Consider the following 24,402-nt stretch of genomic DNA (forward strand, 5'->3'; position numbering starts at 1 on the left):
CGCGGTGACCCGCCCGCCCTCCCGCAAGGCCACGTCCCAGGACGTGGCCGACCTGGCCGGGGTGTCCCGCAGCGCGGTCTCCCTCGTCCTCAACGGCCGCGGCGACGGGAACATCGCCCCGGACAAGCAGGCCGCGATCCGCGCCGCCGCCGCGCAGTTGGAGTACGAACCCAACCCGTCGGCGGTCTCGTTGCGCAGCAGCCGGACCCGCACGCTGGGGATGGTCACCGACGCCATCGCCTCGACGGCCTACGGCGGGGACCTGCTGCGCGGGGCGTCCGAGGCCGCGGCCCGTTCCGGGCACCTGCTCGTCCTCGTCGACACCCACTACGAGCAGCAGCGCGAGGCCGACGCGTACCGCACGCTCCGGGGGCGCCGCGTCGACGGGTTGCTGTTCGCCGCGATGAGCCTGCGCGAGTACGCCGTCCCCGCCGCAGCGGCGGGTGTGCCGTTCGCGCTCGCGAACTGCTACGACCCGGCCAGCCCGCAGGTCCCCGCGTTCGTCGCCGACGAGGTCGCCGGTGGCCGGGCCGCGGCGCGGTTGCTGCTCGAGGCGGGTCACCGCGACATCGTGCTGCTGGCCGGTGCCCGAGAGGCCGTGGCCAGCACCCTGCGCGAGGACGGGGTGCGCGCCGAGCTCACCGCGGCCGGGTGCCTGCTGCGGACGGTGGAGACGGGCTGGGACATCTCCGACGGCGTGGCCGCCGCCACGGCGGTCCTGTCCGGGCCCGGGCGGCCGACGGGGCTGGTGTGCGCGAACGACCGCGTCGCGGTCGGTGCCGTCCTCGCCGCGAACCGCCTCGGCCTCGACGTCCCGGGTGACCTGTCCGTCGTCGGGTACGACGACGACGCCGCGCTCGCCGCGCCGATGGTGCCCGCGCTCACGACGATCGCGTTGCCGCACCGTCAGATCGGGGAGGCCGCCGTCGCCCGGGTCCTGAGCGACCTGACCGGTGCGACGGAGGCGCGCACGACCGGACGCGCGACCGGGCACGGCACCGTCCTGGTGCCGTGCCCGGTCGTGGTGCGCGACTCGGTGGCGCCGCCGCGTCAGCCCACCGGCCGGGCCGGCGGTTCGCCCAGCAGGTAGCAGCGGGCCTGTCCGCGCACGTGCCAGACCGCGCCGGGCGCCGGGTAGGCGCGCAGCGTCGTCGCGCGGCCGGCCTCGAACACCTCGACGAGGCTGCCGTCGACGAGGATCCGGGCGGTCCCCTCGCGGCCGGCGGTGACGACCGTGCGCGCCGTCCCGCGCCGTCCGGTGAGCAGGAGTTCCACCGGGCCGTCCGCCTCGACCTCGAAGCTGCGCTCGGTGCGGACGGTGCCCGCGAGCGCTGCCCGGCGCAGGCCGAGGAGTTCGGGCGCGGGCTCCACGGCGGGACCGTCCGGTGTGGGCCGCAGGTCGCGCGGGAACGTGAGGACACCGGACCACCCGGAGGCCTCGACGTCGGCGGGGTCGCGCTCGTCCTCGCGCGACCACCCCCACACCAGGACGCGGCCGTCGTCGGTGGCGAGCAGTTGCGGGGCGTAGAACGTGCTGCCGCCGTCGAGCGCGCCACCGTCCGCGGGGACGAACCGCAGACCGGCGCCGGCCGGTTCGAGGTCACCCAGCAACCAGCTGACACCGTCCAGGGCGTGCGTCCCGTCCCGCCAGTGCCACAGGGACACCACGAGCAGCCAGCGGTCGCCGAAGGGGACCAGGTTCGGGCACTCCCAGGTGTTCGCGGGGGCCCACCGCGCGGCGAGGGGGTCGTCGGCGGTGAGGAGTTCCCCGGCCGGTTCCCAGGTGCGCAAGTCGTCGCAGCGCCACAGCAGCAACCGGCCGCGGCCCTGCGGGTGGCCGGCCCCCTGCACGGCCCAGCGGTGCCCGCCGTGGGTGAACAGGAACGGGTCCCGGACCTCCCGGACACCCTCCCGCGGGGCGGGCACGGCCACGGGAGCCGGCTCCCGGGTCCACGTCCGCAGCCCGTCGGTGGAGGTCGCGAGGAGCGTGACCGCGTGCTCCGGCCCGTCCGCGCCCACCCCGGTGTACACGGCCGTAGGGACGCGGTCCGGGCCGTCGAGGACGACGCTGCCGGTCCAGCACCCGACGGCGTCGGGGCCACCGGGGGCCGGACGCAGCGCGAGGGGTTCGGTGCGCCAGGTGATGAGGTCGGCCGAACTCACGTGCCCCCAGCAGATGTCGCCGTGGACGGGGGCGGCGGGGTTGTGCTGGAAGAACACGTGCCACACGCCGTCGACGTGGGCGAGTCCGTTGGGGTCGTTCACCCAGCCGAGGGCGGGGCGGCCGTGCAGCACGGGGAAGGCGGGATCCGCAGGACCCGCCAGTCCCTCCGCCGTGCTGCGTCCGGTCGTCACGTCGGTGCTCACTTGCCCACTCCTGCCGTCAGACCCTCGCGCAGCGGTCGCTGCCCGAGCACGAACACGACGAGGGCGGGCACCATCGAGAGCACCACCCCCGCCAGGACCGTCGACACGCTGCCCGTCCCGAGGTTGCCCTGCAGCGACACCAGACCCAGCGGCATCGTGAAGTTGCGTTCGGAGACGGTGAGGATCAACGGCCGGAAGAACTCGTTCCAGTGGTAGTTGAAGGCCAGGATCCCGACGATCGCCATGCCGGGCAGGGCCAGCGGCGCGTAGACGGACGAGAACGTCCGCAGCGGCCCGGCGCCGTCGATGGCGGCCGCCTCGGCGAGGTCGTCGGGCAGGCCGAGGAAGTACTGACGCATGAGGAAGGTGCCGAACGCGGTCGGGACCGCCGGCAGCACCAGGGCCAGCAGGGTGTCGGACAGCCCCATGCCGCGGATGAGCATGAACACCGGGACGATCGTCACCTGCAGCGGCACCATCATGGTCGCGAGAACGACGGCGAAGAGGGCTCCGGAGCCCCGGAACTGCACGCGGGCGAAGACGTAGCCGGCCATGGCGGCCGTCACCATCTGCCCGAGGGCGCACAGCGAGGTGACGAGGACGCTGTTCCAGACGAGCAGGAGGACGTCGGCCTGCCGGAACACGTCGACGTAGGCGGAGAACCCGGGCTGGACCCCGGCGCCGGCCACCTGGGGCCGGAAGGACGTCCAGACCGTCCAGGCGACGGGACCGAGGGTGAGGAACACCGCGACCGCGAGGACGGCGAACTTCCCGACGGTGCCCGCGCGGGGCACCGGGCGACGCCGGACGGGTCGGGGTCCGGGGCGGACCTGCAGGCCGGACGCGCCGGCCGGGGAGAGCGTGGCCATCGTGGTTCCCCTCACTGGTGGAAGACGTAGCGGCGGCTGAGCCGGAACTGGACGGCGGTGACCGCCATGATGAGCAGGGTGAGGACGACGCCGATGGCGGCGGCCCGGCCGAACTGCAACTGCTGGAACGCGGACTCGAAGATCACCATGACCGCGGTGCGGGTCGAGTCGCCGGGACCGCCGCGCGTCAGGACGTACGGCTGGTCGAAGATCTGCAGGGCGTTGATGACCGCCATGACCGAGGCGACGAGCACGGTCGGGCTCAGCAGCGGCAGCGTGATCCAGCGGAACCGCGCCCAGCCCTCGATGCCGTCGAGGGAACTGGCCTCGTAGACGTCGCGGGGGATCGCGGCCAGCCCGCCGACGAAGAGCAGGAACGAGAACCCGAAGTTCTGCCAGACGTAGACGAGCACGACGACGACCGCGGCACCCGTGGTCGAGGTGAGCCACGGCACGTCCGGCAGCCCGACCCCGGTGAGCACGGAGTTCACCAGGCCGAAGTCCTCGTTGAACAGGTACGCCATGACGAGCGAGACCGACGCCGCGGACAGGATCAGCGGGAAGAACAACGTGGACCGGAAGAACGACCGGAGCCATCCCGGCATCCTGGACTGGACCAGGACGGCCAGTCCCATCGCGATCCCGAGCTGCAGGGTGACGGCGACGACCACGAAGACGAACGTGTTGAGGAACGCGACGCGGACGGTCGGGTCGGCGCCGATGTCGACGAAGTTGTCCAGGCCCGCGAACGTCGGCGGGGTGATGACGTCCCAGCGGAAGAACGCCAGCAGCACCGAGGCCACGATCGGGACGAGCGTGAACAGCGCGATGCCGACGACGGTGGGAGCCAGGAAGAGGGTGACGAGGAGACGGCGGGCGCGTCGCTGCCGCGGGGTCTCCGGCCGTCGCCCGGCCGCCGGTGCGGTGCCGACCCGGAGGTCGGTCGTGGGGGTGGGGACCGTGGTGGCCATCAGTTCACCGATCCGTTCCGCAGGGCGCGCTCGAGGTCGCGCTGCATCGTGCCGAGGGCGTCGCGCACCCCACCGCCGGCCGGTGCGGTCACCGCGGCGAGGACGTTCTTGACCAGGGCCGTCTCCACGGCCGCCTGCTGCGGCGGGGCCGGGATGGGGCCGGTGTCGGGGAAGCGGTCGAGGGTGTCGTAGAACACCGACCAGTGCTTCGGGCCGGTGCCGGCGTAGAAGGCGTCGTCCACCAGGGAGCGCCGCGCCGGGGTGGTGGTGGGTTCGGGGAAGGACAGTCGCATGCCCCGACGGGAGGAGCAGAACTTGATCCACTCCCAGGCCTCGTCCTTGCGCCGGGAGGTGCGCATGACGGCGTAGCCGGCGGAGCCGAACTGGTGGCGCTGGGTGCGGGCGCGGGGGAAGAACGTCACGTCGAAGTCGTCGGGTCCCATCCCGCCGTCGGCCAGGCCCTGGGCCCAGAACCCGCCGGCCGGGGTCATGCCGATGACACCCTCGGCGAAGCGCGCGACGAGTTCGTTCCCGCCGCCCTGCGCGGGGGAGGATCCCAGCCCCTCGGCGGTGATCTCCCGCAGGAACTCGAACGTCTCCAGGACGGCCGGGTCGTCGGCGCCGGCCTCGAGCCACTGGTACCCGCCTGAGCGGGTGGCCGCGGTCGGGTCACCGGCGTAGAACTTCCGCCAGAACCAGTCCCCGCCGCCCGCGCGGGACTCGCGCAGGAAGCTCGTGCCGTGCACGTAGAGCCAGGGCACGACCCCGCCCCACAGGCGGTTGGTCCAGAAGTACGGCCGGAACGAGGAACCGCCGGCACCCTGCCGCATGGTGCGGGCGACGGTGACGAAGTCGTCGACGGTCCAGTCGTCGGCGGGGCGGTCGAGACCGGCGCGCTGCAGGGCGCCGGCGTTGTAGTAGACGTTGGCGGCGTTGAAGTCGGCGGGGAGCATGAACAGCGACCCCTGGTACATGAAGGACTCGACGAGCGAGGGGTGCACGTCGTCGAAGTAGTCCTGCAGCTCGGCGGCGTCGCGGGTGACGAACTCGTCGAGCGGGTGGGCGAGCCGGTCGGCGAACAGCTGCGCGCCCTCGGTGGCGATGAGGCAGACGTCCGGCGGGGTCCCGGCCGCGACCATCGTGAGGATCTTGGTGAAGAACTGGGTCCAGTCCTGGCCCTGAACGGCCTGCAGGCGGACGGGGATGTCGGGGTGGGTCTCGCGGAAGGCGTCCAGGAGGGCCTGCCGGGACTCCGCGTCGGCGGCCGTGCCGAGGATCGCCACGGTGAGGGCGTCCCCGTCGCGCCCGGGCACGTCGCGGCCGGTGAGGCGGTCCCAGGACAGCCCGGTGCCGAGGGCGGCCAGTCCGGTGACGCCGAGCACGGACCGGCGGGTGAGGTCTGCCATCGAGAGCTCCTTCGCGAGATGGCCTAACACGTGTGAGGGAAGGATGAACCCGCTCCCTCACACGTGTCAACCGTCTGCGGTACCCGGCTCGCCGCCGCCCCAGCGCGGGTCCGACCCGCTGCTCCACCGGCTGGAGGCACACCTCGCGCCCTCCGGGACCGGTCCTGGAGGGCGCGAGGTGTGCCTTCGGCGTGTTCGGGGCCCTCAGGGCGTGGCGGGGGTCCAGCCCAGCCGCGGGCCGAGGTGGGTGGCCATGTCGGTGAGGATCTGCACGTAGTCGTCCTGCTCGAAGCCGAACGGCAGGGCGAAGACGACCTCGTCGACGAGCTGGAACCCGGCGTCGGCCCACAGGCGTTCGGCGAGTTCCTCGCTGGTGCCCAGCAGGTCCTGGGCGAACAGCAGCCGACCCGGGCCCTGCGGCACGCCGACCCGGGCCGACCGCCCGGCGACGTACGCGCGGTACTTCTCCACCTGCGCGCCGGTCGCGGAGTCGGTCGGGACGACGACGAGCCCCTGGGACGTGCGGCCCGCGGGGTTCAGCCCGGCGAACGCCCGCAGGTGCGAGGCCTGGACCTGCGCGAAGTCGGTGGACCCGCCCTCGGCCCGCACGACGCTGGAGGCGAGCAGGTTCAGCCCCTGCGACCCCGCCCACCGCGCCGACGTCAGGCTCGCGCCGCCGTACCAGAGCCGGTCGGCCAGGCCGGGGGAGTGCGGTTCGACGCGGTCGGAGAACACCTCGACGCCCTGCGTCCCGGCGAAGTCGCTGGCCCGGTCCCCGCGCAGGAACCGGTGCAGGCGCAGGACGCGTTCGTAGCTGAAGTCCTCCACGTCGGCGGTGTCGGGGTAGAGGGACGCCTTGACGTGCTCCCACTGCATGGGCGGCCCGACGCTGACGCCGGGGTTCAGGCGCCCGCGCGCCAGGACGTCGACGGTGCCGAGGTCCTCGGCCAGCCGCAGCGGGTTCTCCCAGCCCAGCGGGGTGACGGCCGTGCCCAGGTGGATGCGGGAGGTCCGCTGGGTGAGCGCGGCGAGCACCGCGACCGGGGAGGAGATCCCCGGCTGCAGGTGCCGGTGCCGCAGCCACGCGCTGTCGAAACCGAGCCGCTCGCCCAGTTCGACGACCTGCAGCGTCGTCTCGTGCCCGGGTCCCGGGTCGGCCGGGTCGAACGACCCGATGGTCAAGAACCCCATGCGCCGCAGCGCGACACCTTCGACCGGCATGTCAGACCGTCCCTTCGAAACCTGCGCTGGCGGTGACGGTCCCCGGAGGGACCTCGGTGAAACCCCCGTCGCGCACGTCGACGCGCTCGTGCTCGGGCAGCACCGGCGCTCCGACGACGACGCGCACGCCGGAACCGCTCTCCTGCCAGCGACCGGCCTGCGGCAGCCGTTCGAGGGCCAGTTGCGCCGCGTGCCCGACCTGGGCCGCGGCCTTGCCGGTGCTCATCGTCACGCCCGGGGTCAGCCGGATCGTCAGCACCCCGTCGGGTCCGGGGACCGCCAGGTCCTCCGGGTCGCTCAGGTCCAGGCCGCCGACCTGCAGGGGCCTGAGCAGGTCGGGGACGTCGTCGCGCGGGTGCGGGGCGAACACCCGCACCACGGCGTCGCCCGAGCTCGCCTCGGCGTGCGGCAGCCCGGCCGTGCGGTCCCACTTCGCCCCCCGCGCCCGGCGGCAGATCTTGCGGATGCGGCGGTCGCGCCAGGCCTGGACGGCGGCCCGCAGCTCACCGTCGGGCTCGGTGACGCGGGGGTCGGACAGCAGCAGCACGACGGCCCGGGCCGCCGCGACCAGGGTGTCGGTGTGGGTCGGGGCGGGGTCGCGCTCGACGCGCGCCACCAGCGAGAGCGACCACGGGTCGACCTCGTCGGGATCGGTCACCGCAGCCCGAGCCGGTCGAGGAACCGCAACTGGCGCTGGGTCTGCCACCCCAGGCCGCCGCCGTGGTCGCCGAACTCCCACACGTCGATCTGCCGGTCCTCGTGCCCCCACCGGTTGAACGCGGCGAACACGGTCGACGGAGGGCAGACGGGGTCCATGAGGGCCGCGGAGAACAGCGTCGGGACGTTCGCGCGGGAGGCGAGGTTCGCCCCGTCGACGTAGGCCATCGTGGCGAACGTCCGCTCGACCTTCTCCGGGGAGTGCCGGCGCAGGTAGTCGACGACCTCCAGGTAGGGCCCGTCGCCGGCGACCTGCGCACCGCGGCGGACGTGGCACAGGAACGGGACGTCGACGAGCGCGGCGGCCACGCGGCCCGGGGACAGGGCGGCCGCGGCGATGGTGAAGGCCCCGCCCTGGCTGCCGCCGCGCACCACGACCCGGGAGGTGTCGACGTCGACGCCGAGGGAGGGCAGGGCGTGCGCGACGTCGACGGCGCGGGCGCAGTCGACGTAGGCGCGGCGGTAGAAGTAGGTCGCCGGGTCCTCGACGCCCTTGGTCATGAACCCCCGGGCCCACTGGCCCCCGGAGGCGTCGGGGTCGGGGTCGGGGGTGTCGGTGCCCTGACCGCGGGTGTCGACGACGAGCAGCGCGAAACCCGCCGCGGCCCAGGCGGTCCGGTCCAGGGGCAGGCCCCGGCCACCGGAGTAGCCGATGAACTCCACGGCCACGGGCAGCGGCCCGGGCAGGTGGGCGGGGCGGATCAGCCAGGCCGCGATGCGGTCCCCGTTCCACCCGGCGAACCGGACGTCGTGGACGGACAGGGCGGGCAGGGCCGGACCGTCGTGGTCGGTGAGCTCGACGGCGAGGTCGTGCCCGCGCGCCAGGGCCAGGCTCCCGGCCCAGAAGGCGTCGAGGTCGGCGGGTTCGGAGACGTCGCCGCGGTACTCGCGCAGCACGTCCAGCGGCAGGTCGGTCAGCGGCACGTGCTGACGCTACTGCTCAGGCGAAGGCGGCACGCCCCTGGGCCCGGAACTGCTCCACGGTGTCGCGCAGGGCGGCGAGGATGTAGTCCGGCACGCGCATGCCCTGCTCGCGGGCCCACAGCAGTTCGCGTTCGACGAGCCCGATCTGGGCGCCGAAGTCCTCGATGGTCGCGTCCAGGCCCAGGGTGGTCAGGACCTGGCCGAACTGCGCGCGCTGGCGCGGGGTGTGGGCCCCGACGGGGCTGAAGGACTTCCGGCGCAGCACCTTGGCCAGCCGCACCTGCCACGGGGCCAGCACGTTCTGCTGAATCATCTCCGTCGCCGAGAGGCGGTAGAAGGCGAAGTGGCCGGGCTCCTGGCGGCGGATGGGCTGCACGACGGTCCGGGAGATGGCGTCCTCGCCCATCTCGTCGAGGCCGTCCACCAGCAGGTTGTAGGCCACGACGGCCGCCTTCTCGGTGGCCGCGCCGGTCAGGTAGTAGAGCAGCCGCGCGACCTCCTGCACCGGCTTGAAGTGCGCCAGGGAGCCCAGGACGCGGATCTTGGCGCTGACCTCGTCGGTGTTCGGGTCGGCCGGGGCCAGGTCGATGTCCTGCTGCAGCCGGTCGAGGATCAGGCCGTGCTGGATCTCCTGCGGCTGCCAGACGTCGGCGTAGAAGAGCCGGTCGGTCTCGGACACGTCCGGCAGCAGCGTCAGCAGCTCCAGGACGTTGCGGTCGACCTCGAGCTCGACGCGGGCCAGGTAGTCGATGACGTGCCCGAAGGTCTCGCGCACCCGCCGGGGGTCCTTCACGGTCCGGTCGACGGACTCCAGGGTGATGGGCGGGTGCTTCTCACCGAGGCGCAGGACGTGGTCGCGGATGTCCCCGGGGGTGATGAGCTTTCGCGACACGTGCTTCTCCTGCTTCCTGGTGCCGACCGGTTCGAGCGCCCGCGCACAGTGTGCACTCCCGTGCACCGTGCTCATAAGGCCACCCTCAGTTCGCAACCGATCACCGGTCGGATGGGTTCCCGGTCCAGGGTGTGGTGCGGATCACGCTCGGGTCGTGCGTGGGTCACGCGCGGACGCGTCGGCGCGCCGTCGCGAGGGTGAAGACCGCGTACGCCGCCAGGCCCAGCGCCACGAGCAGCAGGAGCACCACGCCGAAGGGCTGGGCCGCGATCTCGTGGAAGGCCGCGTCCAGCCCGCGGGACTTGCCGGTGTCCCCGGTGGCCGAGACGACCACGAGCGCCCCCAGCACCCCGAAGGCGACACCGCGGGCCACCCACCCGGCCACGCCCAGCGCCGTCAGGGCGGGGGACAGGGAGCCGGAGACCTTCTCCTCGAAGTGCTTGCGCACCCCCTGCACGACGAGGGCGACCCCCACGCCGACGACCACCAGCCCCGCCACCACGACGAGGACGGCACCGCCCGGGGCCTCCAGGACCCGCTGGGTGAGGCTCTGCTGCTGGGCCCCCGAGGACGTGCCCGAGCCGGTGGCGAACTTCACGCAGGAGACCGCCAGGGCCGCCGCGACGACGGCCTTGACGACCGCCTTGACCCGGTGCGACGTCTTGTCCGCCGTCACGACCGTGACCACCTGCCAGGCCAGCAGGGCGAGGAAGCCGACGGCCAGCACGACCAGCAGCACCGTCCCGAAGGGCTTCGACGCGATCTGGGCCAGCGCCCCGCTGGAGTCGGCCGAACCACCCGAACCGCCCAGCGCGACCTGCGCGGCCAGCCAGGCCACGAGCAGGTAGACGACCCCCTCGGCCGCCACCCCCGCCCGCCCGACCCGTCGGAGCCCGTCCTCGTGGGCGCGCGCGAACTGCTCGCCCCTGCGGGCGTGGTGCTGGACCTGACCGGACATGCCAGAAGGGAACTGCCCGGCGCTCCCCGGCGCAACCGCAGACGCCGTCCAGTTGCGCCGGGGGAGCGACTCGGCTCTCCGGGTACCGGCACGTTGACTCCCCGGTCCCGATCAAAGGGACCGGGGAGTCAACGTGCCGGTACCCGGCGCCCGCAGGTGGACCGGAGCGGTCCCGGGCGGGGGTGACACTGGAGGGGTGCCGAGCACCCTGCCCGACGGTGAGACCGTCCCCGCCGACGGAGCCCTGCCCGCCGCCGCCCTGAGCGGCGCGGCGGAGCGCACCTTCGGCGTCTACCTGCACGTCCCGTTCTGCTCCGTGCGCTGCGGCTACTGCGACTTCAACACGTACACCGCCACCGAGCTGGGCGGCGGGGGCTCGCAGGCCGCCTACGCGCAGACGGCGGCGGCGGAGGTCCGCTTCGCCGCGGGCGTGCTCGGCGAGGCCGTCCGGCCCGCCGGGACGGTCTTCTTCGGCGGCGGCACCCCCACCCTGCTGCCCTCGGCCGACCTGGCGTCCATGCTCGCCGCCGTGAGGGACGAGTTCGGGATCTCGCCCGACGCCGAGGTCACCACCGAGGCGAACCCGGACTCCGTCAGCCCGCAGAGCCTCGCCGACCTCAAGGCCGCCGGCTTCACCCGGGTGTCCTTCGGCATGCAGTCCGCCGTCCCCCACGTGCTCGCGGTCCTGGAGCGCACGCACGACCCCGCGCGCGTCCCGCTGGCCGTGCGCTGGGCCCGCCAGGCCGGTCTCGACGTGAGCCTCGACCTCATCTACGGCACGCCCGGCGAGTCCCACGACGACCTGCGCCGCAGCCTGGACGCGGCGCTGGCCTGCGAGCCCGACCACGTCTCGGCGTACGCGCTCATCGTGGAGCAGGGCACGAAGCTGGCCGGTCAGATGCGGCGCGGGGAGGTGCCCGAACCCTCCGACGACGACGAGGCCGACAAGTACGAGATCGTCGACGACACCCTGGCCGCCGCCGGGTACGGCTGGTACGAGGTCAGCAACTGGGCCCGCGAGCCGCGGTTCGCCTGCCGGCACAACCTCGCCTACTGGCGCGGCGGGGACTGGTGGGGCGTCGGTCCCGGCGCCCACAGCCACGTCGGTGGCGTGCGGTGGTGGAACGTCAAGCACCCCACCGCCTACGCGGGCCGGATCGCGGCGGGGACCTCACCCGCGTACGCCCGCGAGCTCCTGAGCGCCGACGACCGCCGCCTCGAGGACGTCCTGCTGCGCTCGCGGCTGGGCGAGGGGTTCGACCCCGCCTGGTGGGGGGTCCGGACGCAGGCGGCGCAACTGCTGCTGGACGGGTTGCTGGAACCGGCCGCCGGCGGGCGCGTCGCGCTGACCCGGCGGGGCCGGTTGCTGGCCGACGCCGTGGTGCGCCGGCTCCTGGAGTGAACCCGCCCGTCTGAACCTGACAGGAGGTGTCGTGTTCAGCCGGGATCCTGGGGTCCATGGAGAACGCATGGCTCGGAGTCGTCAGCGCCGCCCACGTCCGCCTCGGCGTCGCGGGGGGTTTCGCCCAGGTCCAGCACGGCAAGCGGCACGGCCTGGACCGGATGCGCCGCGGGGACGGTTTCGCCTACTACTCGCCCGCCGAGACGATGGGCGGCAGGACCCCGTTGCGCGCGTTCACGGCACTGGGCGTCGTGGCCGACGACGCGACGTTCCAGCACGACGGGGCGATGTACCCGGGCACCTCGTTCCGCCCGTTCCGCCGCCGCGTGTCCTGGCTCGACGTCGAGGAACTGCCGTTGGACGAGGTGAAGGACCACCTCGACCTGACGAGCACCCCGAACTGGGGGTACGCGCTGCGCCGCGGGCTGCTCCCGTTGTCCTTGCACGACGTCGGGCTCCTGCGGGCGCGGATGGCCGCCGGTACCGTTCCGGCATGGACCTCGGCCTGACCCTCGGATACCTCACCGGCCCCGTGGGGCCCGCGGCCCGCAGAGCGCTCGAACTCACCCGCGCCGCCGAGGACGCGGGGTTCTCCTCGGTGTGGGTGGCCGAGGCGTACGGCACCGACGCCGTGAGCGTCCTGGGCTGGCTCGCGGGGCAGACGACGCGCATCGGCCTGGGCTCGGCCGTCCTGCAGGTGCCGGCGCGCGCGGCCGCCTCGACGGCCATGACGGCCGCCACGCTCGACGGCCTGTCCGGCGGCCGCTTCCAGCTCGGGCTCGGGGTCTCGGGCCCGCAGGTCGCGGAGGGCTGGTACGGGCAGCGGTTCTCCAGGCCGCTGGCCCGCACCCGCGAGTACGTCGCCGTCGTGCGGCAGTTGCTGGCGCGCCGGGAGTCGCGGTTCTCCGGGCAGCACCTGGAACTCCCGCTGCCCGGCGGTCCCGGCATCCCGCTCAAGCTCATGCAGCCCGCCCCGCGGGCGGACCTGCCGATCCACCTCGCCGCCGTCGGTCCCCGCAACGTGGAACTGGCCGGGGAGATCGCCGACGGGTGGCTGCCGTCGTTCCTCGTCCCGGAGAACGCGGCGGAGTCCTTCGACCGGCTGCGGGCCGGGTTCTCCCGGCGCACCCGCCCGGCGGAGGGCTTCGCCGTGACCGCCAACGTCCCGCTGGTCCTGACGGGGGCGACGGGTGCGGCGCGCGCCGAGGCCGAACTCCCGGTGCGCCACCTCGTCGCCCTCTACGTCGGGGGCATGGGCTCGCGCGAGCAGAACTTCTACGCCGACCTGGGCCGGCGGCTGGGTTTCGCCGACGCGGTCGACGAGGTCCAGGACCTGTTCCTCGCGGGCCGCAAGGACGAGGCGGCGCAGCGGGTCCCCGAGGGTTTCCTCGAGGCCACGGCCCTGGTCGGCTCGCCCGCGCACGTGCGCTCGAGGCTGCAGGACTACGAACGGGCCGGGGTCACGACGGTCGCGCTGGCGCCGATGGGGCCCGACCCGGTGGCGGACCTGCGCGCGGTCAGCGCACCATCCTGATGATCAGCGGGTAGCGGTGGACCCGGCCCTGGTTCGCCGCGACGGCCCCCAGGATGGTGAACACCAGGGCCAGGACCCCGGGCACGACCATGAGGACGTAGGCCAGGCCGAACGTGACCAGCGCGAGGACCGAGCACACGACGAACAGCCCGATCTCGTAGATCACGAGTGAGATCGTCATGTTCAGCGCCTCGGCGCTGTGCCCGCGCACGAACCCGCTGCGGTCCTTGAAGACCAGGAAGACGATCAGCGGCCCGAGGGGCGGCAGCGTCACGAAGCTCGCCGCGATCGCGGACAGGTGCGCGAACATGCCCCACATCCGCTCGTCGGACGGCGACAACGGCGCCGGGGCGTGGTGCTGCGGCGGGTACGGGGGCCGGTTCTGCGGCGGGTGCGGAGGCTGGCTCACGGTCTCGATCCTGACGCGTCCCTCAGCGGTCCGCCAGGTCCGCGGTCACGAAGTCGACGAGTTCCTCCACCCGGCCCAGCAGCGCCGGCTCGAGGTCGGCGTAGGTGCGCACGGTCCCCAGGATCCGCTTCCAGCCGTGCGCGACGTCGGCCTGGGTGGCGTGCGGCCAGCCGAGCTCGGCCAGGACGCCGTGCTTCCAGTCCTGCCCGCGCGGGATCGTCGGCCACGTCGTCCAGCCCAGCCGCTGCGGGCGCACCGACTGCCAGACGTCGATGAACGGGTGCCCCAGGACGAGCACGTGCGGGTTCGCGCCGACCTTCGCGACGATCCGCGACTCCTTCGACCCCGGCACCAGGTGGTCCACCAGCACCCCGATCCGCCGGCCCGGCCGCGGTGCGTGGGAGCGGATCGCGGCGTCGAGGTCGTCGACGCCGTCGAGCATCTCCACGACGACGCCCTCCACGCGCAGGTCGTCGCCCCAGACCTTCTCGACGAGCTCGGCGTCGTGCCGGCCCTCGACGAGGATCCGCGAGGCGCGGGCCGTGCGGGCGCCCGCGCCGGGCACGGCGACCGACCCCGACGCCGTGCGGGTGGGCCGGACCGGGCCCGCGGCCTTCGGGGCGACCAGGCGCACCGGCTGCCCCTCGACCCAGAAGCCCGGCCCCAGCGGGAAGGTGCGGGTCCTGCCCTTCGCGTCCTCCAGGACGACGACGTGGACCCCGCCGCTCTTCTCCACGCGCACGACGGCGCCGACCCAGCCGGTGTCGACGTCCTCGACCACCAGCCCCCGCACGGCGGGCTCGTCGCGGTGCGTCGGCTTCAGGTGGGAACGGGCGTGGGGGTCGGCGGAGAGCACGTCCGCGCCGTACCTGTCGTCGTACCGGGTCACCCGGGCACGGTAACGACGCGCGAGGGGTGGACGGGGGAGGCGCCCCGGCCGCGGGAGCGCCTAGACTTGGCACTCACGGGTCAGGAGTGCCAACAGGGGTGCCACCGGGAGTGGCACCAGGATCGCCCGCAGGGAGGGACGGATGAGCGACGACCGCAGGCTCGCCGTGCTGCGCGCCATCGTCGAGGACTACGTCTCCAGCCACGAACCCGTCGGCTCGAAGACGCTCGTCGAACGCCACCAGCTGGGGGTCTCCCCGGCCACCATCCGCAACGACATGGCCGTGCTGGAGGACGAGGGCTACATCACCCAGCCCCACACCAGCGCCGGCCGCATCCCCACCGACAAGGGCTACCGGCTCTTCGTCGACCGCCTCGCCACCGTCAAACCCATGAGCCCGGCCGAGAAGCGGGCCATCGAGACCTTCCTGCACGGCGCCGACGACCTCGACGACGTCGTCGACCGCACCGTGCGCCTGCTGGCCCAGATCACCCGGCAGGCCGCCGTCGTGCAGTACCCGTCCCTGACGCGGGCCACCGTCCGGCACGTCGAGCTCGTCGGCGTCGGCGGGCGCAGCGCCCTGCTCGTGCTCATCACCGACTCCGGCCGCGTCGAGCAGCGGGTCCTGGACGTGCGCTCCGCCGTCGACGTCGAGTCCCTCGGGGTGTCCCTGGCCGCGCTGCGCACCCGGGTCAACGCCACCGTCGCCGGCAAGCGGCTGCGGGAGGCCCGCGACGGGCTGACCGACCTCGTGCAGCAGACGCCGCCCGCCGACCTCGCGATCGCCGCCGAGGTGGCAGCGGCGCTCGGGGACTGCCTGACGGCCTCGCTGGAGGAACGCGTGGTCATCGCGGGCACCTCCAACCTCGTCAAGTCCGGGCCCGACCTGGCCACCTCCCTCGGCAGCGTCCTGGAGGCACTCGAGGAGCACGTCGTCCTGCTGCGCCTCGTGCAGGAGATGGCCGAGGACCCCACCGGTGAGCGCGGCGCCCTCACCGTCCGCATCGGCGCCGAGAACCTCCACCTGGGCCTCGACGGCACCTCCGTGGTCACCAGCGGGTACGGCTCGGACGGGGTGCTGGCCCGCCTCGGCGTCCTGGGCCCGACCCGCATGGACTACCCCACGACCATGGCCGCGGTGCGGGCGGTCTCCCGCTACGTCTCGCGCATCCTCGCTCAGTGATCGCCCAGTGATCAGAACCGACAGGAGAACCCCGACCTCGTGAGCGACTACTACGACGTCCTCGGCGTCTCCAAGGACGCGTCGACGGAGGACATCAAGCGCGCCTACCGCAAGCTGGCGCGCAAGCTGCACCCCGACGTCAACCCCGACGCCGGGGAGCGGTTCAAGGAGGTCTCGCAGGCCTACGAGACGCTGTCCAACCCCGACAAGCGCTCCGCCTACGACCGCGGCGGCCCCGGGGCCGGCGGCGCCCCGGGCGGTTTCGGCGCGGGTTTCGGGTTCTCCGACATCATGGACGCCTTCTTCGGCCAGGGCGGCGCCGGCGGCCGCGGGGCGGGCCCGGCCAGCCGCACCCAGCGCGGCCAGGACGCCCTCATCCGCGTCGACGTGGACCTGTCCGAGGCGGCCTTCGGCGGCGAGCGCTCCATCCAGGTCGACACCGCGGTCCTGTGCCCCACGTGCAAGGGGACCTGCTGCCAGCCCGGCACGAGCCCGCAGACGTGCGACATCTGCCACGGCCAGGGCTCGGTGCAGCGCGTCGTCCGCTCGCTGCTCGGCCAGGTCATGACGACCCAGGCGTGCCCCACCTGCCACGGGTTCGGCACGGTCCTGCCCTCGCCGTGCCTGGAGTGCTCCGGCGAGGGACGCGTCCGCGCCCGCCGCCCCCTGACGATCCGGATCCCCGCCGGCGTCGACACCGGCACCCGCATCCAGCTCGCCTCCCAGGGCGAGGTCGGCACCGCCGGTGGCCCGCCCGGGGACCTCTACGTCGAGATCCACGAACGTCCCCACCCGGTGTTCACCCGCTCCGGCGACGACCTGCACTGCACCCTGCAGGTGCCCATGACGGCCGCCGCCCTCGGCGCGACCATCCCGCTGGAGACCCTCGACGGCACCGAGGACGTCGACGTGCGCCCCGGCGCCCAGGCGGGGGAGACCGTCACCCTGAAGCAGAAGGGCGCCGAGCACCTGCGCGCCCAGGGCCGCGGGGACCTGCACGTCCAGCTCGAGGTCGTCACCCCGCGCGACCTCGACGACGAGCAGGAGGAGCTCCTGCGCCGCCTCGCCGAGCTGCGCGGGGAGGTCCGCCCCTCCGGCAAGCTCTCACCCGCCCACCAGGGGGTCTTCTCCAAGCTGCGGGACCGCTTCTCCGGGCGCTGAGGACCGGCAGGGGCCCGGCAGACCCGGCGGGGGGCTCAGCCGCGCATCCCCGCCAGGAACCCGCTGATCTGGGTGCGCAGCTCCTCGGCCAGCTGCGACAACCCGGTGGTGTCCTGCGCCGAGCCCCAGCCGGACGACCCGTCGACGGCGGTGCGCACGCCGTCGACGAGGCCGTTCATCTCCACGATGGTGCCGCCGATGCCGGTGATGGCGCGCACGGCCTCCTGGGCGTTCTGCCGGATGCTGTCGACGCGCTGGCTGACCTGCTCGGTGGCGCGCCCGGACTGGTCGGCCAGCTCCTTGACCTCGGCCGCGACGACGGCGAAGCCCTTGCCGGCCTCCCCGGCGCGGGCCGCCTCGATCGTCGCGTTCAGCGCCAGCAGCCTCGTCTGGTCCGCGATCGCGTCGATGACCGAGACGACCTGCTGGATCTCGCGCGAGGCCTCGGTGAGCGCCTGCATCGTCAGCGCCGCCTGGTCGGCCTCCTCGCTGGCCGCACCCGCGGCCGTCGCCAGACCCTGCGCGGACGCGCTGAGCTCGGTCGAGGCCGTGGCCAGCTGCTCGGAGACGCCGAGCACTCCCGCCTCGAAGTCGTCGGCCAGCGCCAGGCGCGTCGTCCGGGCCCCCTCGACGGCGGCGTTGCCCGCCTGCATCGTGGTGCGGCCGGAGTTGATCGCCGAGGCGGAGTGCCGGAACGCCCCGCCCAGGCCACCCAGCAGCAGACGACGGTGGAACCGCCCCTCGGCGGCGGCGGTCAGGACCTCCCCGGCCTCGCGCACGAAGGCGTCGGAGACGTCCAGGGAACGGTTGACCGAGGTCGCCAGCCGGGCCAGCTCCGGCACCGCGTCCGAGCCCGGCACCCCGGCCACGCGGGCCTCCAGGTCCCCGGCGGCCGCCTTCTCGCAGACCTCGGCCACCTGCCGGACGACCTCGCGGTACAGGGCCACCTCGTCGGCGGACGAACGCCCGCCACGACCGCTGAACAGCTTCACGCTCAGACCTCCTCGGGGACGATGGACCAGACGAACTCCTCGTAGGAGACGCCGCGCTCGGCGAGCACCTGCGCCAGCAGCGCGCTGGACGCCTGCACCGCAGCCTTGCCGCCGCTGTGGCGCCGCTCCTCGGCCAGCAGCCGGTCGTAGAGCGCGCTCGCGGCGCGCACCCCCTCCGCGCTGGGCTTGCGGCGGTTCGAGTGGTACCCGACGATCCGCCCGGAACGGTCCAGGCTGGGGGTGATGTGGGCCAGGACCCAGTAGTTCGCACCGTCCGCGGCGAGGTTGTTGACGTAGGCGAACAGCTCACGGCCGCTCGAGACCGTGTCCCACAGCAGCTTGAAGACGGCCTTGGGCATGTCGGGGTGCCGGATGATGTTGTGCGGCTGCCCGATCACCTCGTGCCGCTCGAAGGCGCCGACGCGCAGGAACACGTCGTTGGCGTAGGTGATGAGCCCCCGCGGGTCGGTCTTGGAGACGATGAGCTCGTCCGCCGAGAACGTCCGTTCCTGTCCCGTGGGCCGCACGGGAGCCCGTCGCTCCCGGCCCGTCGCCACCGTCGTCGTCATCTGAGCGCCTCCCGACCCGTGCTGGATCCGCAGCGTCCCGCCCCGGTGCTCCGGGACGGTGACGCTCTAGAAGGATCGGCAGCCGGTGATCGTCCTTGAGCCGTCCGGGCGACGGGCCCGGACCACCGGCTCAGCGGACCGTGACGACCTTCGTGTCGCCGACCTGCGGCGTGCCCTCACCGCCGGACTCGTCGGGGGCGAACACCGCCACCGTGTACGTGCCCGCCGGGACCTGCGCCGTGAACGAGAAGTCGCCGAACGTGCCGTTCGCCCCGGCCTGCACCGCGTTCCGCGCCACCTCCGCACCGGCGGCGTCGGTGATCGTGTACAGCAGCGTGCCCTCGAACGCCGTCCCGACGCCCTCGACCCGCACCGACCCCGTCCCCGGCGTCACCGCCGTGATCCACGCCGGGGCCTGGACGTCGGCCTGCGGCGCGCGCGAGACCGTCTGCGCCACCGCCGAGCCGAACAGGGTCGGCTGCGCCTTGCCGTCCACCCGGATCTCGACGGGCTGGTTCGAACCCGCGGCCGCCGTCACGGTGTAGACGAGCTGCTGCACCGCCGTGCTCGCGTCCGCCGTCGTCCCCGACGCCGCCGAGGCCGCCGAGGCCGCCAGGTCCACCACCAGCCGGCCGTCCGAGGCGCTCACGGTCGCGGACGGGTCCGGCGACCACGGGCTGGAGTAGTCCGGGTCGCTCGCCTTCCCCGCGAGCATGGCCCGCAGCGCGTTCGTGGCGTCGTCCTGCCCGCCGCCGGCCTCCACGTACTCCCGGAACAGCTTCGCGGGCTGCCCACCCAGCCAGTACACGGGCACGGTGCCCGCCCCGGACGGCAGCGTCCCCGACGACGCACCCGTCGTCGTCGTGTCCCCCGTGGCCACGGGCTGGGTCGTCGCGGCCGTCGCGGGCCCGGACGTCGCGCCGCTCGAGGGCGAGGGGCCCGCCGTCGTGGTCGCGGACGAGGCGGACGGGGAGGGGGACGTCGACGCGGCCACGGTGGTGACCGCGTCGTCGCCGCCGCGCTGGCTCAGGGCGAACGCCCCGCCCCCCACGACCACGGCGACGGCGGCCCCGGCGACGGCGACCCAGGCGCGGGAACGGCGGCGGTTGGCACGGCTGGACATGCGGATCTCCTCGAGACGGTCGGCGGGTCGGGCGTCGGCCGCGCGGGCGGCCAGGGCGTCGCGCAGCCTTCGCGCGGTGGGGCTGAGGTCGTCGTCGCCGTCGGGGTCCGGCAGGGGGCCCGACGGGGTCACGTCACTCACGGTTCGACCCCGTCCGCTCCGTCGCGCCGCTCGTCGCTCACTGCCGTTCCTCCCGGCTCATCGCCTCGCGCAGCGCGGACAACCCGCGGTGCGCGTGCGTCTTGACCGCGCCCCGGCTGATGCCGAGGGCGTCGGCGATGTCCTGCTCGGACATCTCCCCCTGGTAGCGCAGCACCAGGACCTCCCGCTGCCGCGGCGGCAGCCCGTCGAGGGCGCTCAGCACCGAGCGGTGCTCCGAGGCCCGCACGGCGTGCTCCTCCGGGCCGTCCGGCGCGGGGTCCGGCAGCGGCCGCCCGCGGTCGGCCACGACCCGGTGCCGCAGCACGTCCCGGACCCCGTTGACCACGCTCGTGCGCAGGTACGCGACGGCGGACCCCTTGTCCGCCATCCGGTCCCAGCGTCGGTGCAGGGCGACGAAGGCGTCGGCCACGACCTCCTCGGCGCTCGCCGTCTCGCCCAGGAGCGAGGCCGCGAGCGCGACGAGCCGCCGCCAGTGCGCCGCGTACAGCGCCCCGACGGCCTCGTCGGCCGACCACGAGCGCGGGTCGTCAGACACGACCGCACGCTCCCTCATCACCATCACGCCGTGTAGACGAGTCACGCAGGGTCACGGTTGACATCCAACCCGAGAAGTTTTCCGTGGGGCTCGTGGGGCGGGTGGCGACCGCCCGGACGGGTACCGTCGGGACATGGCCGAGGTCTCCCGCGTCGAGCGCGCCCCCGACGACCTGTTCCTCAAGATCGTCGCGGGTGAGATCCCCGCCACGATCGTCCACAGCGACGAGCAGGTCGTCGCCTTCGAGGACGTCGCCCCCCGAGCCCCCGTCCACGTCCTCGTCGTCCCGCGCGAGCGGTACGAGAACGTCGCCGAGCTCGCCGCGGCGGCCCCGCAGGTCCTGGCGCGCCTGGTGCAGGTGGCCCAGCAGATCGCCGACGAGCGGTGCGGCGGGGAGTACCGGCTGGTCTTCAACACCGGGACCGCGGTGGGCCAGTCGGTCTTCCACGTCCACGGCCACGTGCTCGGGGGCCGCGACTTCGAGTGGCCACCGGGCTGATCACGCGGTTCCATGGGGCGCCATGTGCGGTCTTTGCGGTGAGGTCAGGTTCGACGGGCGCGCGGCGGACGTCGCGGCGGTCCAGCGGATGTCGCAGACGCTCGCACCGCGCGGACCGGACGGGGAGGGCGTCTGGGCGCAGGGCCCGGTGGCCTTCGGGCACCGGCGGCTGTCGATCATCGACCTGTCCGCCTGCGGCGCCCAGCCCATGCAGGACCCCGAGCTGGGCCTGACGGCCGTCTTCAACGGCTGCGTCTACAACTACCCGCAGCTGCGCGAGGAACTCATCGGCCACGGGTACCGGTTCGTCTCCACCTCCGACACCGAGGTCATCGTCAAGGGCTACCACCGGTGGGGGGCCGACGTCGTCGACCACCTCGTCGGCATGTTCGCCGTCGCGGTCCACGAGCGCGACACCGGCCGCACCGTCCTCATGCGCGACCGCCTCGGCGTCAAACCCCTGTACCTGGCCGAGACGCCCGGGCGGTTGCGGTTCGCCTCGAGCCTGCCCGCGCTGCTGGCGGCCGGCGACGTCGACACCACGATCGACCCCGTCGCGCTGCACCACTACCTGTCCTGGCACGCGGTCGTCCCCGCGCCGCGCACGGTGCTGACGGGCGTCCGCAAGCTGCCGCCGGCCACCGTCCGCACGATCGAGGCCGACGGGACGTCGAAGGAGCACCGCTACTGGGCGCCGGACCACGTGCGGCGCGAGGAGTTCGCCGGGTTCTCCGAGCGCGACTGGGAGGACGCCGTCCTGCAGTCCCTGCGGACCGCCGTGGAACGCCGCACCGTCGCCGACGTCCCCGTCGGGGTCCTGCTGTCCGGGGGCCTGGACTCCAGCCTCATCACCGCGCTGCTGGCCGAACAGGGGCAGACGGGCCTGGCCACGTACTCCATCGGGTTCGAGTCCGTCGGCGGCCGCGAGGGCGACGAGTTCGCCTACTCCGACGTCATCGCCGAACGGTTCGCGACGAACCACCACCGCATCCGCGTCACGGGTGACGAACTCGTCGGGGCCCTCGGGCACGCCGTCGGCGCCATGAGCGAACCCATGGTCAGCCACGACGTCGTCGCCTTCGACCTGCTCTCGCAGCACGTCTCGCAGACCATCAAGGTCGTGCAGTCCGGCCAGGGGGCCGACGAGGTGTTCGGCGGCTACCACTGGTACCCGCCGCTGACGGGGCTCACCCCCGAGCAGGGGGTGGACGCCTACGCGACGGCGTTCTTCGACCGCGACCACGCGCAGGTGGCGCAGGTGCTGAACCCGCAGTGGCTGACCGCCACCGACGTCTCCCGGGAGTTCCTGCGCGAGCACTTCACCCGGCCCGGGGCCGACACCGCCGTCGACGCGGCGCTGCGCCTGGACACCGAGGTCATGCTCGTCGACGACCCCGTCAAGCGCGTCGACAACACGACGATGGCGTGGGGGCTGGAGGCGCGCGTGCCGTTCCTCGACCACGAGCTCGTCGAACTCGCCGCGGCGATCCCCCCGGAGCTGCAGCTCGCCAACGGCGGCAAGGGGATCCTCAAGCAGGTGGGGTACCGCGTGATCCCGCGCGAGGTCATCGACCGCCCCAAGGGGTACTTCCCGGTCCCGGCCATCACCCACCTCGAGGGCAAGGTCCTCGGCCTCGTCAAGGACGCGCTGTCGAGCCGGGCGGCCCGGGACCGGGCGCTGTTCCGCCCCGAGTACGTCACCGGCCTGCTGGACGACCCCAACGGGGAGCTGACCCCGTTGCGCGGCAACAAGCTGTGGCAGCTCGGTCTGCTGGAGATGTGGCTGCAGCAGCACGGCATCGGCTGAGGCGGGGTTCGGATGAGCGCGAGCACGAAACGGCGCAGCACCGTCGCGGGGCTGCGGCACCGCGGTCTGGACAGGCCCACGATCTCCAGCCGGACGTGGCAGCGGCCGTCGTCGTGGTTCACCGACGACATGGGCAGCGACGTCGTCCTCGACATGGGGTGGGGACGGCTGGTGTTCGGCCAGACGTTCACCGACCGGTCCGCGATCGTCGACGCCCTGCGCGCGGAGGAGACCGGCGAACGCGACATCGCGATGTACGTCCGCGAACCCCAGGTCCTCGTCGGGCTGGCCCCGCACGAGGTGTTCCTGGACCCCTCCATCACGTTCCGGCTGAACCTGTCCCGCTACCGGGCGCCGCGCGACCGCAACCCCGACGTGTTCGTCAGGATGGTCCGCGAGCGCGCCGAGCTCGACGAGGTGAACCGCATCTACGCGGCCTGCGGGATGGTCACCTCCGACGTCGACGTCATGTGGGCCAACCACCGGACCCGCACGTTCACCTACCTCGTCGCCGAGGACACCCGCACCCGCGAGATCGTCGGCACCGTCACCGGTGTCGACCACGTCCTGGCCTTCGGCGACCCCGACCAGGGTGCGAGCCTGTGGTGCCTGGCCGCGGACCCGCAGGCCGCCCCGCGCGGGGTGGGGGAGGCCCTCGTGCGGGTCCTGGCCGAACGCTACGTCGCCCGCGGCCGGGCGATCCTCGACCTGTCCGTGATGCACGACAACGCCGGCGCCATCGCGCTGTACCGGCGGCTGGGTTTCCGGCCCGCCGCCCCCGTCGTCGTCAAGCGCAAGAACCCCATCAACCGTCCGCTGTTCTCCCCGCAACCGGAGGGGCTCGCCGAGCTCAACCCGTACGCGCGGATCATCGCCGACGAGGCGTTGCGCCGCGGGGTGCGGGTCGAGGTCACCGACGCGCCCAGCGGTGAGATGCGGCTGACGTACGCCGGGCGGTCGCTGCTGACGCGCGAGTCGCTGTCCGAGCTGACCAGCGCCGTCGCGATGAGCCGCTGCGACGACAAGCGCGTCACCCGCCGGTTGCTGGCCGCCCAGGGGGTCCGGGTCCCCCGCGCCGTCGAGCTGGCGCAGGACCCGTTGCGGGACACCGAGGGTCTCGCCGCGTGCGAACGCCTCGTCGCCGAGACCGGCCCCGTCGTCGTCAAACCCGCGCGCGGGGAGCAGGGCAAGGGCATCACCGTGGGCGTGCGGGGCGGCGACGAGCTGCGCGCCGCGGTCGCCGAGGCCGCCGGGCACTGCCCCGACGTCCTCGTGGAGGAACTCGTCGCGGGTCAGGACCTGCGCGTCGTCGTCATCGACCACGAGGTCGTCGCGGCCGCCGTGCGCCGGCCCGCCACCGTCATCGGCACGGGCACCGACGACATCCGCACCCTGGTCGCGCAGCAGAGCCGGCGCCGGCAGGCCGCCACGGGCGGGGAGTCGAGCATCCCGCTGGACGCGACGACCGAGGCCGTCGTCGCCGACGCCGGGTTCGGCCTCGACGACGTCCTGCCCCGCGGGCGACGGCTGGAGGTGCGGCGCACCGCGAACCTGCACACGGGCGGGACGATCGACGACGTCACCGACGACCTGCACCCCGACCTCGTCGACGCGGCCGTGGCCGCGAGCCGGGCCATCGGGATCCCGGTGACGGGCCTGGACCTCCTCGTCCCCGACGTCTCCGGCCCCGAGCACGTCGTCATCGAGGCGAACGAACGACCCGGTCTGGCGAACCACTCACCCCGGCCGACGGCGCAGCGGTTCCTCGACCTGCTGTTCCCGGAGACCCGGGCGCAGGGGTAGCGGGCGCCG

General features: G+C 73.9%; 24 protein-coding genes. 9 read left to right on the forward strand and 15 right to left on the reverse strand.

All coding sequences use genetic code 11. The annotated features are described in order from the left end of the window. The first annotated feature begins 4 nt into the window (after positions 1–4). The gene (locus CLV37_RS05305; protein ID WP_211298414.1) at positions 5–1,090 is read left to right on the forward strand and encodes a LacI family DNA-binding transcriptional regulator; all 1,086 of its coding nucleotides are present in this window, start codon (positions 5–7) and stop codon (positions 1,088–1,090) included. Here CLV37_RS05305 and CLV37_RS05310 read toward each other — a convergent pair. The 9 genes from CLV37_RS05310 to CLV37_RS05350 all read right to left on the reverse strand — a co-directional run bounded on the left by CLV37_RS05310 (position 1,051) and on the right by CLV37_RS05350 (position 10,325). After that, entirely contained in the window at positions 1,051–2,367 is a 1,317-nt protein-coding gene (locus tag CLV37_RS05310; RefSeq protein WP_106207875.1) for a glycoside hydrolase family 32 protein, read from the reverse strand. The two genes, CLV37_RS05305 and CLV37_RS05310, sit on opposite strands and share 40 nt — an antisense overlap. After that, positions 2,364–3,236, reverse strand: a complete 873-nt coding sequence (locus CLV37_RS05315; RefSeq protein WP_106207877.1) for a carbohydrate ABC transporter permease — start codon at positions 3,234–3,236, stop codon at positions 2,364–2,366. The genes CLV37_RS05310 and CLV37_RS05315 overlap by 4 nt, the downstream gene beginning before the upstream one ends. Positions 3,237–3,247: 11 nt before the next feature. Continuing rightward, positions 3,248–4,207, reverse strand: a complete 960-nt coding sequence (locus CLV37_RS05320; protein WP_106207879.1) for a carbohydrate ABC transporter permease — start codon at positions 4,205–4,207, stop codon at positions 3,248–3,250. After that, positions 4,207–5,613: an ABC transporter substrate-binding protein gene (locus CLV37_RS05325; protein WP_106207881.1), complete on the reverse strand. Its 1,407-nt coding sequence runs from the start codon at positions 5,611–5,613 to the stop codon at positions 4,207–4,209. Before CLV37_RS05325 ends, CLV37_RS05320 begins: the two co-directional genes overlap by 1 nt. Positions 5,614–5,817: 204 nt before the next feature. After that, positions 5,818–6,834 (reverse strand): LLM class flavin-dependent oxidoreductase, encoded by a 1,017-nt coding sequence (locus CLV37_RS05330; protein ID WP_106207883.1) that lies wholly within the window; start codon positions 6,832–6,834, stop codon positions 5,818–5,820. A gap of 1 nt (position 6,835) precedes the next feature. Further along, positions 6,836–7,492, reverse strand: a complete 657-nt coding sequence (locus CLV37_RS05335; RefSeq protein WP_106207885.1) for an aminoacyl-tRNA hydrolase — start codon at positions 7,490–7,492, stop codon at positions 6,836–6,838. Continuing rightward, positions 7,489–8,475, reverse strand: coding sequence for an acetylxylan esterase (locus CLV37_RS05340; protein ID WP_106207887.1), 987 nt, complete (start codon positions 8,473–8,475; stop codon positions 7,489–7,491). Before CLV37_RS05340 ends, CLV37_RS05335 begins: the two co-directional genes overlap by 4 nt. Before the next feature lie 16 nt (positions 8,476–8,491). Next, complete coding sequence (locus CLV37_RS05345) at positions 8,492–9,367, reverse strand: GTP-binding protein LepA (RefSeq protein ID WP_106207889.1); 876 nt, start codon at positions 9,365–9,367, stop codon at positions 8,492–8,494. Positions 9,368–9,530: 163 nt separating this feature from the next. Then, positions 9,531–10,325 (reverse strand): DUF1206 domain-containing protein, encoded by a 795-nt coding sequence (locus CLV37_RS05350; protein ID WP_106207891.1) that lies wholly within the window; start codon positions 10,323–10,325, stop codon positions 9,531–9,533. 196 nt (positions 10,326–10,521) lie between these two features. Between CLV37_RS05350 and hemW the strand changes: the two genes are divergently transcribed. From hemW to CLV37_RS05365, 3 genes are read left to right on the forward strand one after another with little or no spacing between them, the layout of a single operon-like run. Then, positions 10,522–11,727 (forward strand): radical SAM family heme chaperone HemW, encoded by a 1,206-nt coding sequence (hemW, locus tag CLV37_RS05355; protein ID WP_106207893.1) that lies wholly within the window; start codon positions 10,522–10,524, stop codon positions 11,725–11,727. 56 nt (positions 11,728–11,783) lie between these two features. Further along, positions 11,784–12,236, forward strand: a complete 453-nt coding sequence (locus CLV37_RS05360) for an EVE domain-containing protein (RefSeq protein ID WP_106207895.1) — start codon at positions 11,784–11,786, stop codon at positions 12,234–12,236. Further along, positions 12,221–13,261: an LLM class F420-dependent oxidoreductase gene (locus tag CLV37_RS05365; protein WP_106207897.1), complete on the forward strand. Its 1,041-nt coding sequence runs from the start codon at positions 12,221–12,223 to the stop codon at positions 13,259–13,261. The genes CLV37_RS05360 and CLV37_RS05365 overlap by 16 nt, the downstream gene beginning before the upstream one ends. Here the strand turns inward: CLV37_RS05365 and CLV37_RS05370 are convergent. Next, the gene (locus CLV37_RS05370) at positions 13,245–13,670 is read right to left on the reverse strand and encodes a DUF4870 domain-containing protein (RefSeq protein ID WP_146149305.1); all 426 of its coding nucleotides are present in this window, start codon (positions 13,668–13,670) and stop codon (positions 13,245–13,247) included. The two genes, CLV37_RS05365 and CLV37_RS05370, sit on opposite strands and share 17 nt — an antisense overlap. A 22-nt stretch (positions 13,671–13,692) precedes the next feature. Beyond that, entirely contained in the window at positions 13,693–14,559 is an 867-nt protein-coding gene (locus tag CLV37_RS05375; protein WP_106207901.1) for a DUF3097 domain-containing protein, read from the reverse strand. A 142-nt stretch (positions 14,560–14,701) separates the two neighbouring features. On the opposite strand from CLV37_RS05375, the gene hrcA reads away from it, so the two are divergent. Both hrcA and dnaJ read left to right on the forward strand, forming a co-directional pair. Continuing rightward, a complete protein-coding gene (gene hrcA, locus CLV37_RS05380; RefSeq protein WP_106207903.1) occupies positions 14,702–15,742 on the forward strand; it encodes a heat-inducible transcriptional repressor HrcA in 1,041 nt (346 codons plus the stop codon). Positions 15,743–15,781: 39 nt separating this feature from the next. Next, positions 15,782–16,903 carry a molecular chaperone DnaJ gene (gene dnaJ / locus CLV37_RS05385; RefSeq protein ID WP_106207905.1) on the forward strand — a complete coding sequence of 374 codons (1,122 nt, stop codon included), beginning with the start codon at positions 15,782–15,784 and terminating at the stop codon, positions 16,901–16,903. A gap of 35 nt (positions 16,904–16,938) precedes the next feature. Here dnaJ and CLV37_RS29295 read toward each other — a convergent pair whose 3' ends face one another. From CLV37_RS29295 to CLV37_RS05405, 4 genes are all read right to left on the reverse strand, one after another. Next, positions 16,939–17,895: a methyl-accepting chemotaxis protein gene (locus CLV37_RS29295; RefSeq protein ID WP_245885261.1), complete on the reverse strand. Its 957-nt coding sequence runs from the start codon at positions 17,893–17,895 to the stop codon at positions 16,939–16,941. A 2-nt stretch (positions 17,896–17,897) separates the two neighbouring features. Beyond that, positions 17,898–18,464 carry a PAS domain-containing protein gene (locus CLV37_RS05395; protein WP_106207907.1) on the reverse strand — a complete coding sequence of 189 codons (567 nt, stop codon included), beginning with the start codon at positions 18,462–18,464 and terminating at the stop codon, positions 17,898–17,900. A gap of 130 nt (positions 18,465–18,594) precedes the next feature. Then, positions 18,595–19,728, reverse strand: coding sequence for a Gmad2 immunoglobulin-like domain-containing protein (locus CLV37_RS05400; RefSeq protein WP_106207909.1), 1,134 nt, complete (start codon positions 19,726–19,728; stop codon positions 18,595–18,597). Positions 19,729–19,765: 37 nt separating this feature from the next. Beyond that, complete coding sequence (locus CLV37_RS05405) at positions 19,766–20,284, reverse strand: RNA polymerase sigma factor (RefSeq protein WP_245885262.1); 519 nt, start codon at positions 20,282–20,284, stop codon at positions 19,766–19,768. A 133-nt stretch (positions 20,285–20,417) separates the two neighbouring features. Between CLV37_RS05405 and CLV37_RS05410 the strand changes: the two genes are divergently transcribed. The 3 genes from CLV37_RS05410 to ngg are packed head-to-tail and all read left to right on the forward strand — an operon-like array spanning position 20,418 to position 24,393. Next, positions 20,418–20,783 carry an HIT domain-containing protein gene (locus tag CLV37_RS05410; protein WP_106207911.1) on the forward strand — a complete coding sequence of 122 codons (366 nt, stop codon included), beginning with the start codon at positions 20,418–20,420 and terminating at the stop codon, positions 20,781–20,783. 22 nt (positions 20,784–20,805) lie between these two features. Further along, positions 20,806–22,590: an N-acetylglutaminylglutamine amidotransferase gene (locus tag CLV37_RS05415; RefSeq protein ID WP_106207913.1), complete on the forward strand. Its 1,785-nt coding sequence runs from the start codon at positions 20,806–20,808 to the stop codon at positions 22,588–22,590. A 12-nt stretch (positions 22,591–22,602) separates the two neighbouring features. Next, positions 22,603–24,393, forward strand: a complete 1,791-nt coding sequence (ngg, locus tag CLV37_RS05420) for an N-acetylglutaminylglutamine synthetase (RefSeq protein ID WP_106207915.1) — start codon at positions 22,603–22,605, stop codon at positions 24,391–24,393. Positions 24,394–24,402: the final 9 nt, after the last annotated feature.

This window comes from Kineococcus rhizosphaerae (genome assembly GCF_003002055.1).
Lineage (GTDB): Bacteria > Actinomycetota > Actinomycetes > Actinomycetales > Kineococcaceae > Kineococcus > Kineococcus rhizosphaerae.